The organism is Azotobacter beijerinckii, assembly GCF_900110885.1.
GTDB lineage: Bacteria > Pseudomonadota > Gammaproteobacteria > Pseudomonadales > Pseudomonadaceae > Azotobacter > Azotobacter beijerinckii.
This window is the reverse complement of record NZ_FOFJ01000096.1, coordinates 1-8905: the sequence shown is the minus strand read 5'-3', so window position 1 is coordinate 8905 and position 8905 is coordinate 1. Positions and strand designations below refer to the sequence as shown.

8 protein-coding genes are annotated in these 8905 nt (G+C 70.2%); all 8 read right to left on the bottom strand.

Annotated features, from left to right (window positions below; genetic code table 11):
- Positions 1-427, bottom strand: a 427-nt coding sequence (locus BMY22_RS21885; RefSeq protein WP_143068595.1) for an electron transfer flavoprotein subunit beta/FixA family protein, incomplete at its 3' end; no start/stop codon positions are given.
- Positions 428-447: 20 nt separating this feature from the next.
- Positions 448-2205 (bottom strand): acyl-CoA dehydrogenase family protein, encoded by a 1758-nt coding sequence (locus BMY22_RS21880; RefSeq protein WP_090625395.1) that lies wholly within the window; start codon positions 2203-2205, stop codon positions 448-450.
- Positions 2206-2226: 21 nt separating this feature from the next.
- Complete coding sequence (locus tag BMY22_RS21875; RefSeq protein ID WP_090625393.1) at positions 2227-3477, bottom strand: thiolase family protein; 1251 nt, start codon at positions 3475-3477, stop codon at positions 2227-2229.
- Positions 3474-5357 carry a feruloyl-CoA synthase gene (locus BMY22_RS21870; RefSeq protein ID WP_090625392.1) on the bottom strand — a complete coding sequence of 628 codons (1884 nt, stop codon included), beginning with the start codon at positions 5355-5357 and terminating at the stop codon, positions 3474-3476. The genes BMY22_RS21875 and BMY22_RS21870 overlap by 4 nt, the downstream gene beginning before the upstream one ends.
- Before the next feature lie 152 nt (positions 5358-5509).
- Positions 5510-6958 carry an aldehyde dehydrogenase gene (locus tag BMY22_RS21865; protein WP_090625390.1) on the bottom strand — a complete coding sequence of 483 codons (1449 nt, stop codon included), beginning with the start codon at positions 6956-6958 and terminating at the stop codon, positions 5510-5512.
- Between the two features lie 80 nt (positions 6959-7038).
- Positions 7039-7869, bottom strand: coding sequence for a p-hydroxycinnamoyl CoA hydratase/lyase (locus tag BMY22_RS21860; RefSeq protein WP_089167497.1), 831 nt, complete (start codon positions 7867-7869; stop codon positions 7039-7041).
- Positions 7870-7997: 128 nt separating this feature from the next.
- The gene (locus BMY22_RS21855) at positions 7998-8411 is read right to left on the bottom strand and encodes an acyl-CoA thioesterase (protein ID WP_090625389.1); all 414 of its coding nucleotides are present in this window, start codon (positions 8409-8411) and stop codon (positions 7998-8000) included.
- Between the two features lie 82 nt (positions 8412-8493).
- Positions 8494-8905: OprD family outer membrane porin (locus BMY22_RS21850; RefSeq protein WP_143068594.1), on the bottom strand; the 412-nt coding region annotated here is incomplete at its 5' end.

Below are 8905 nucleotides of genomic sequence, written 5' to 3'. Positions count from 1 at the left end.
CGAAGGTGCCCTGGGCGTAGCCGGTCAGCGCGGCGAGCATCTGCCCGGTCTGGTTGTTGTCGCTGTCGATGGCCTGCTTGCCGGTGATCACCAGCCGCGGCTGCTCCTGGTCCACCACCGCCTTGAGCAGCTTGGCCACGGCCAGCGAGCTCAGCTCGTCGTTGCTCTCGACCAGCACGGCGCGGTCGGCGCCGAGGGCCAGGGCGGTACGCAGCTGCTCCTGGGCGGCACTCGGGCCGACCGAGACCACCACCACTTCGCTGGCGATGCCTTTTTCCTTGAGGCGCACCGCTTCTTCCACGGCGATCTCGCAGAACGGGTTCATGGCCATCTTGACGTTGGCCAGGTCGACGCCGGAGTGGTCCGCCTTGACCCGGACCTTGACGTTGTAGTCGACCACGCGTTTGACGGTGACCAGAATCTTCATCGGGGATTTTCCTTGTTCGATCATTCGGGCAGGAACGGCAGCGGCTGGCGGCTGGCCTCGATCAGCGCCAGGCGATGGTCGGCTTCCGGCAGCAGATAGGCGAAGAAGAAGGCCGCCGACTCCAGCTTGCCGGCATGGAAGGGATCGTCCGCGCGCCCGGCAGCCAGGCGCGCGCTGCGCACCCAGGCGAAGGCTAGGGCGACCAGGCCGAGCAGGCGCAGGAAGTCGCCCGCCGCCCGGTAGGGCCGCTCCGGGTCCTGCGCCGCGGCGGCGACCAGTTGCTCGACGACGGTCGCCAGGCGGTCGCCGTACTGTCCCAGCGCCGCGCCGAAGTCGCGGCAAGCGGGAATGGCCGCCGCGGCCCGGGCCTCCTCGTGGAACTGCTCCAGCAGGCCGCGCAGCGCGGCACCGCCGTCGCCCAGTACCTTGCGCAGCAGCAGGTCGTTGGCCTGAATCTCGTTGCTGCCCTCGTAGATCATCGCGATGCGGCTGTCGCGCAGGATCTGCTCGACGGCGTAGTCCTGCACGTAGCCGTAGCCGCCGAATACCTGCAGCGCCGAGCTGGCCAGACGAAAGCCCTGCTCGGTGAAGTAGGCCTTGACCAGCGGGGTGAGCAGTTGCGCCCGGCTTTCCGCCCGGGCGCGCTGCGCCGGATCGGCACCCTGCTCGGCCTCATCGAGCAGGTGCGCCGTCCAGTAGCCGAGGGCGCGCATGCCCTCGGTCAGGGTGCGCAGTTCGAGCAGGGTGCGGCGCATGGCCGGGTGGTAGTGGATCGGGTCGGCCGGCGCCTCGGCGCGGCCTTCCGGGCGGCGCACCGCGCGCATCTGGCGGCGCTCGGCGGCGTAGGCCGCGGCGCTCTGCCAGGCCGCCTCGGCATGACCGAGGCCCTGCAGGCCGACGTGCAGGCGCGCCGAGTTCATCATCACGAACATCGCCGCCAGACCCCGGTGCGGCTCGCCGAGTAGCCAGCCCTCGGCCTGCTCGAAGCTCAGGGTGCAGGTGGCGCTGCCGCGGATGCCCAGCTTGTGCTCGATGCCGTCGCAGCGCACCGCGTTGTGGCGGCCGTCGGGCAGCCGCTTGGGCACCAGGAACAGCGAGATTCCGCGGCTGCCGGACGGTGCGTCGGGCAGGCGGGCGAGCACCAGATGGAGGATGTTCGCGGTCAGGTCGTGCTCGCCGCCGGAAGCGAAGATCTTGCCGCCGGTGATCCGGTAGCTGCCGTCCGCGGCCGGCTCGGCGCGGCTGCGCAGCAGGCCGACGTCGCTGCCGGCCTGCGGCTCGGTCAGGCACATGGTCGGCAGGATCTCGCCGCTGACGATGTCCGCCAGATAGCGCTCGCGCAGCTCGGGCGTGCCGTGGGCGCGCAGGCACTCGTAGGCGCCGTGGGCGATGCCGGGGTACATCGCCCAGGCATGGTTGGTCGAGTAGATCATCTCCAGCAGCGCGGCGTTGAGCAGCTGCGGCAGGCCCTGGCCGCCGTGCTCCTCGGCGCAGGCCAGCGCCGCCCAGCCGCCGTCGACGAAGGCCTGGTAGGCGGCGGGAAAACCGTCCGGGGTGGTCACCCGGCCGTTGTCGAAGCGACAGCCCTGGCGGTCGCCGGAGGCATTGAGCGGCGCCAGCACGCCGCCGGCGAAGCGTCCCGCCTCCTCGACCACCTGCGCGGCCAGCTCACCGTCCAGGGCGGCGAAGGCCGGCATCCGTTGCCAGTCGGCCGGCGCCGCCAGCCATTCCTCGATGACGAAGCGCATGTCGCGCAGCGGAGCCTGGTAGTGCCACATGGGAAATCCTCCAGTGAATTCTCAGCCCCGGTAGTCGGGGTTCTCGATCAGCACGGCCATGCCCTGGCCGCCGCCGATGCAGGCCGCGGCCACGCCGTAGCGCAGGTTGGCGGCGCGCAGCTGGCGCGCCAGGGTCAGGGTCAGGCGCAGGCCGGTGGCGGCCAGCGGATGGCCGAGGGCGATGGCCCCGCCATGGACGTTCAGCCGCGCCGGGTCGATCTCCAGCTCGCGCTGCACGGCGAGGATCTGCGCGCCCTGGGCCTCGTTGATCTCGAAGCGGCCGATGTCCGCCAGGCTCAGCCCACTGCGTTCGAGCAGCAGACGGATGGCCGGCACCGGGCCGCTGCCCATCAATTCCGGGGCGACGCCGCAGGCGCTGGCCGCACGCAGCCAGGCCAGCGGCCGGGCACCGGGGAAGTCGCGGCGCGCACCGACCAGCGCGGCGGCGGCGCCGTCCACCACCGCGCAGCTGTTGCCGGCGGTCTGCACGCCGCCGGCATGCACCGCCCGCAGGCGCTGCAGGGCCTCGAACGACGAGGCGCGCACATGGCTGTCTCGCTCCACCGTCTCGACGCCGCGCGGCAGGTCGAGGCGGCGCTCGCAGCCGCCGTCCAGGGCGAAGCGCGCGCGCTCCAGCGGCAGGATCTCGCCGGCGAACCAGCCGGCCTCCTCGGCCGCCACGGCGCGGGCGAAGCTCTGCGCGGCGAAGCGGTCGACCTCATCCCGCTTGATGCCGTGGCGCCGGGCGAGGTTTTCCGCGGTCTGGAGCATGTCGATGCCGGCCGCCGGATCGAACAGCGCCTCCCAGAGGAAGTCCTTGAACTCCACCGGCGCGCCGAGGCGGAAGCCGTCGCGATGGGTGTAGGCGGCGATGGGGTTGCGCGACATCGACTCGCTGGCTGCACACAGCACCAGCCCCGCGCTGCCATGCTCGATCTGCTCGCCGGCCTGGCGGAGGATCTCGAAGCCGGTGCCGCAGATGCGCTGCACCGCCAGCGCCGGCACCGCCTGCGCCACGCCGCTGTAGAGACCGATGTGACGCGGCAGGAAATAGGCGTCGAAGCTGGCCTGGGCCATCGACCCGGCGATCACCGAATCCACCGCCGCCGCGTCGATGCCACTGCGGGCGAACAGCCCGCGGGCCGCGGCGATGCCGAGGTCGATGGGCGAGACCTGCGCCAGCGCACCGCCGAGGTCGACCCAGGGAGTGCGCAGGGCATCCACCAGGCAGACCTCGTCGAAGGCCGAATACAGCCCGGCCGCGCGACTCATGCGAGCACCCGCCCGGCATCCTCGCCGGCGTACAGGGCGTCGATCTGCGCCGCGCGGAACTGCAGCACCGCGCGCTGGTTGATCGAGCCCTTGTCGGTCACTTCGCCGCGGTCGATGCACGGCGGCTCGGCGAGCAGGCAGGCCCAGGCCAGCCGGCTGGCGTTGCCGGTCGCCGTGCGGTTGAGCTCGTCCAGCAGCCCCTGCAACCAGCCACGCACCGCTGGCGCCGCCAGCACCTCGGCGGCCGATGCGGCTTCGGGCAGGCCGGCCAGGGCGCGGCACTCGGGCAGGCGCGGGAAGATCAGCAGGCCGATCTCGGGGCGGTTCGGCCCGGTCACCACCACGTCCTGGATATAAGGGGCACCGGCCAGGATGATCCGGGTGCGCAGCGGCCCGACGCTGACGAAAACGCCGGAGGAGAGCTTGAAGTCCTCGGCGATCCGCCCGTCGAACAGCAGGCCCAGCTCGGGACGCTCGGGATCGACCAATTTGAGGGCGTCGCCGGAGCGGTAGTAGCCCTCCTCGTCGAAGGCTTCGGCGGTGAGTTCGGGCTCGCGCCAGTAGCCGGCCATCACGTGCGGGCCGCGAAAGCGCGCCTCCAGCTTGCCGTCCACCGGCACCAGCTTGACCTCGCAGCCCGGCGCCGGTAGGCCGACGTAGCCGGCCATGTCCACCGGCCCGGTGCTGAAGGTGCAGGACGGCGCGGTCTCGGTCATGCCCAGCCCGGCCATCATGCGGATGCGCTCGCCGCAGTGCGCCTCGGCGACCCGGTCCAGGCGCTCGCGAACCGACTGCGAGAGACCCGCGGCGGCAAAGAAGAACAGCTTGACCTTGGCGAAGAAGCGCTCGCGCAACTCGCCGTCCTGCTCCAGCGCGCCGACCAGTTCCTCCCAGCCCTTGGGCACGGTCAGGTAGGCGGTCGGCGAGATCTCGCGCAGGTTGCGCAGGGTCTCGGCGAACCCCTGCGGGGTCGGCTTGCCGTCGTCGATATAGAGAGTGCCGCCGTTGTAGAGGGCGATGCCGACGTTGTGGCTGCCGCCGAAGGTGTGGTTCCAGGGCAGCCAGTCGACCAGTACCGGCGGCTCCTCGCCGAACACCGGGAAGGTCTGCAGCAGCATCTGCTGGTTGGCGCAGAGCATCCGCTGGGTGGTCGGCACCGCCTTGGGCAGCTTGGTCGAGCCCGAGGTGAAGAGGAACTTGGCGATGCTGTCCGGTCCCACCCGCTCGAAGGCGGCGTCCGCCGCGGCGGTATCGGTCGGCCGCTCGAGGTCGGCGAAGACCCGGCACGGCCGCCCGGCCAGCGCGCCCTCGCTGAACAGCAGCGGCACGTCCGCCGGAATCACGGTTTCGATGGCACGCGCATAGGCCGCGCTGTCCGCGGCGAAGACCAGGCCGGGCTGCAGGCGCTCGACGATGTGGCGCAGCTTGGCGAGATCCTGGGACAGGGTGGAATAGGCCGGAGACACCGGGCAGTAGGGAATCCCCGCGTAGAGGCAGGCGGTGGCCAGCTTCAGGTGATCCAGGCCGTTGCCGGAGAGGATCAAGAGCGGCCGCTCGGCGCTCAGCCCATAGTCGAGCAGGTGCTGGCCGATGGTCCGGGCGCTGGCCAGCATCTGCGCGTAGCTGAGGCGCTGCCAGGCTCCGTCGTCGCCGCGGCGGGCGACCAGGGTCTGCCCGGGGGTCAGTCGGGCCCAGTGGCGCAGGCGGTCGAGCAGGCGCGTCGGCAGGGGCTCCAGAGGCTCCCGGGGACGCATGTAGAAGATCTCGTTCGCCTCTGCGAAGGCGACGCCGGGCTGGCCGATCGTCACCGACCGCCAGCGCGGACGCTCCGCCGGAGCCTGCGGCGAAAGGGAAAGGGACTCGCAAGCCTTGCTGTTCATTCGCATTTCTCCCGCAGGGCGCCGCCGCACGCTCGGGGACGCGGAGGCGCCTGCCTATGCGGACCGGTCATCGCCGGCCCTGTGTTGTTCTTGTTGTTCCGGAAGATCGCTCGCCACCCGCCCATGGCCGCACGCCGGCCACGGGCAGGTTCTCAGATCGGATAATGCCGCGGTCCGTTCTGCAGGGTGACCCAGCGCAGCTGGGTGAAGTGTTCGATCGAGGCGCGGGCGCCGAAGCTGCCGTAGCCGCTGGACTTGACGCCGCCGAAGGGCATCTGCGGTTCGTCCTGCACGGTCGGCCCGTTGATGTGGCAGATCCCCGATTCGATGCGCTGCGCCAGCGCCAGGGCGCGGGAAACGTCGCGGCTGAAGACCGCCGCAGAGAGGCCGAACTCGGAATCGTTGGCCAGGCGCAGCAGCGCCTCGTCGCCTTCCCCGCGCAGCACCACCGCCACCGGGCCGAAGGATTCCTCGCGGTACAGGCGCATGTCCGCGGTGACGCCGTCGAGCAGGGTGGCCTGCATCAGGCTGCCCTCGCTGCGGCCGCCGCACAGCAGCCGCGCGCCCTTGGCCAGGGCATCGTCCACCAGGCCCTGGATGCGCCGGGCGGCACCGGCGTCGATCAGCGAACCGAGCACCACGTCGGGGCTGGCCGGATCGCCGACCCGCAGCGAGGCGGCCTTGTTCGCCAGCTTCTCGACGAAAGCATCGGCCACCCGCTCGTCGACGATCAACCGCTCGGTGGACATGCAGATCTGCCCCTGGTTGAAGAAGGCGCCGAAGGCCGCCGCCTCCACCGCGGCGTCCAGGTCGGCGTCGTCCAGCACCAGGAACGGCGCCTTGCCGCCCAGCTCGAGCACCGCTGGCTTGAGGTGGCGCGCCGCCAGTTCGCCGACGATCCGCCCGACGTAGGTCGAGCCGGTGAAGTTGACCCGCCGCACCGCCGGGTTGGCGATCAGCCGCTCGACGATCGCCGGGGCATCCTCCGGCGCGTTGCCGAGCACGTTGACCACCCCGTCGCCGAGGCCGGCGTCGTGCAGCACCTGGCCGAGCAGGCGGTGGACGGCGGGACTCTGTTCGGAGGACTTGAGCACCACGGTGTTGCCGCAGGCCAGCGGCATCGCCACGGCACGCGCGGCGAGGATGATCGGCGCGTTCCACGGCGCGATGCCGAGCACCACGCCGCAGGGCTGGCGCAGCGCCATGGCGAAGCTGCCGGGGATGTCGGAGGGAACGACCTCGCCGGTGATCTGCGTGGTCATCGCCGCCGCCTCGCGCAGGACGCCGGCGGCCAGCTGCACGTTGAAGCCGTACCAGTTGGCCATCGCGCCGGTCTCGGCGGCGAGGGCGACGAACTCGGCGGCGCGGCTTTCCAGCAGGTCCGCGGCCTTCGCCAGGCGCGCCCGGCGCTCGTTCGGCGCCAGCGCGGCCCAGGCCGGAAAGGCCCGCTGCGCCGCGGCGACCGCGGCATCGGCGTCTTCCAGGGTAGCCGCGGCGGCGGTCGAGACGATCTCGCCATTCAGCGGGTTGCGCCGCACGAAGGTGCGTCCGTCGCCGGCCGGCCTGGCCAGCCCGTCGATCAGCAAGGGCACGTCAAGCATGGGGGGAATCCTTGTCTTGTCATTGTTCTTCACAGGACCCGGACGGGCGGGCGGCAGGCGCCCTTCCCGTCCTATCGCGGTCAGCGCTTGTAGGCCTGCAGGCCCGGCTTGATGCTCTTCTCGTCGAGGAACTGCTTCATGCCTTCCTCGCGGCCGCCCTCCTCGTCGAGCAGGCGCGACTGGTCGAGCTTGGCGTACAGGTAGTCCTCGTTCTGCTCCCAGGTCAGCTCGCGGCAACGCTTGAAGCCGTTCTTCGCCGCGCGCAGCACCACCGGGTTCTTGTCCAGCAGGTCCTGGCAGAGGGTGACCACCGTCTCGCGCAGTTGGGCCAGCGGTACGCTCTGGTTGACCAGGCCCATTTCCGCCGCCTTGCGGCCGTCGAAGGTCTTGCCGGTCATGATGTAGTAGAGCGACTGGCGGTGGCCGACGGTGTCGGCCATGGCCTTGCTGACCAGGTTGCCGGGCGGGATGCCCCAGTTGATCTCCGAGAGACCGAAGGTCGCCTCGTCGGCGCAGACCGCCAGGTCGCAGGCCACCAGCGGGCTGAAGCCGCCGCCGAAGCACCAGCCGTTGACCATGGCGATGGTCGGCTTGCTGTACATGCGCAGCAGCTTCCACTGCCACTCGGAAGCCTCGCGGCGGATCTTCTCCTGGAGGATCTCGGGACCGGCGTCGACTTCGCGGAAGTACTCCTTGAGGTCCATGCCGGCGGTCCAGGCCGAACCGGCGCCGGTCAGCACCAGCACCCTGGCCTCGGCGTCCTGCTCCACGGTTTCCAGCACGTCGCGCATCTCGCGGTTGAGCGTCGGGCTCATGGCGTTGCGCTTTTCCGGACGATTCAGGGTGACCCAGGCGATACCGCCCTCGATCTCCACGGTCACGGTCTTCCAGCGGCCTTCGTACTTGTTCATGTCGGATCACCTTCGAGTTGTTGTTGGTGTGTGGCCTAAATTAGCGCCTGAAAATTAGTTATGTCAATTAATTATTTTGTACATTCCAAGCCTCTCCCCTACCGCCGGATGGGCGGCAAGAGCCGCCGTCACGGCCCAAGGACGAACAGCTCGCGCACCTCGTCCGGGATGCGGCGGCCGGAAAGCGTTCCCCGCTCGCTCGAAGTCCAGACCCGGATATCGCGTGCTTCGACGGCCAGCGTCCCGTCCGCCTTGCAGGCCCGGTGCCGGACCTCGAAGCTGCTGCGCTGGAAGGCCTGCAGGTGCGACTCGATGCGCAGGACTTCGCCAAAGCGCGAGGGCAGCCTGAAACTCGCCCGGGTGTCGACCATTGGCCAGCCGACGATGCCGTGACGCGCCATGGCCTGCTCCAGAGGCAGGCCGACACTGGCGAACAAGGCATCGGTGGCGGCGTTGAACCAGGCAAAATAATTAGGATAAAAAACTATTCCCGCGGGATCGCAGTCCCCCCAGGCAATCCGGACTTCATATACGTTGCGCATGGCGTTCCCCGCTGGCCATCGAGGCGATGGCGCTTTTCAACCCGACCTCGGCAAGGCTGTCTCGACAGACTTGCCCCGCGGCCTACCAGAGCTTCCAGGTGTAGTCGACGTTGATCCGCGTCTCGTTGTCGTCGCGCATCGTCGCGTTGGCCGCGAAGCTGTTCTGGTAGCGCGCGTTGCGCACGCGAAACGCCACGTTCTTCAGCGGCCCCGACTGCACCACGTAGGACAGCTCCAGGTCCCGCTCGCTCTCGCTCTGCCCGCTGCCCCCCAGACGCTCCGGCAGGTCGACGTTGGTGCCCTTCATGAACCGCGCCATGCCGATCAGCCCGGGAATCCCCAGCGCCGCGAAGTCGTATTCGTAGCGCACGTGCCAGTAGTGCTCGTCGGCGTTGAGAAACTCCGAGCTGAGCGCGTACTCGGAGATCAGGTGCGGTTCCGAGCCGGCGATGTAGGGCATCGCCGAGTCGCCGCTGGACAGCGAGCCGCCCACC

Bases quoted from the DNA above. Each gene is read 5' to 3' on its own strand.
- BMY22_RS21865 (WP_090625390.1), bottom strand. From the start codon at position 6,958: ATGCTTGACGTGCCCTTGCTGATCGACGGGCTGGCCAGGCCGGCCGGC.
- BMY22_RS21870 (WP_090625392.1), bottom strand. From the start codon at position 5,357: ATGAACAGCAAGGCTTGCGAGTCCCTTTCCCTTTCGCCGCAGGCTCCG.
- BMY22_RS21880 (WP_090625395.1), bottom strand. From the start codon at position 2,205: ATGTGGCACTACCAGGCTCCGCTGCGCGACATGCGCTTCGTCATCGAG.
- BMY22_RS21855 (WP_090625389.1), bottom strand. From the start codon at position 8,411: ATGCGCAACGTATATGAAGTCCGGATTGCCTGGGGGGACTGCGATCCC.
- BMY22_RS21860 (WP_089167497.1), bottom strand. From the start codon at position 7,869: ATGAACAAGTACGAAGGCCGCTGGAAGACCGTGACCGTGGAGATCGAG.
- BMY22_RS21875 (WP_090625393.1), bottom strand. From the start codon at position 3,477: ATGAGTCGCGCGGCCGGGCTGTATTCGGCCTTCGACGAGGTCTGCCTG.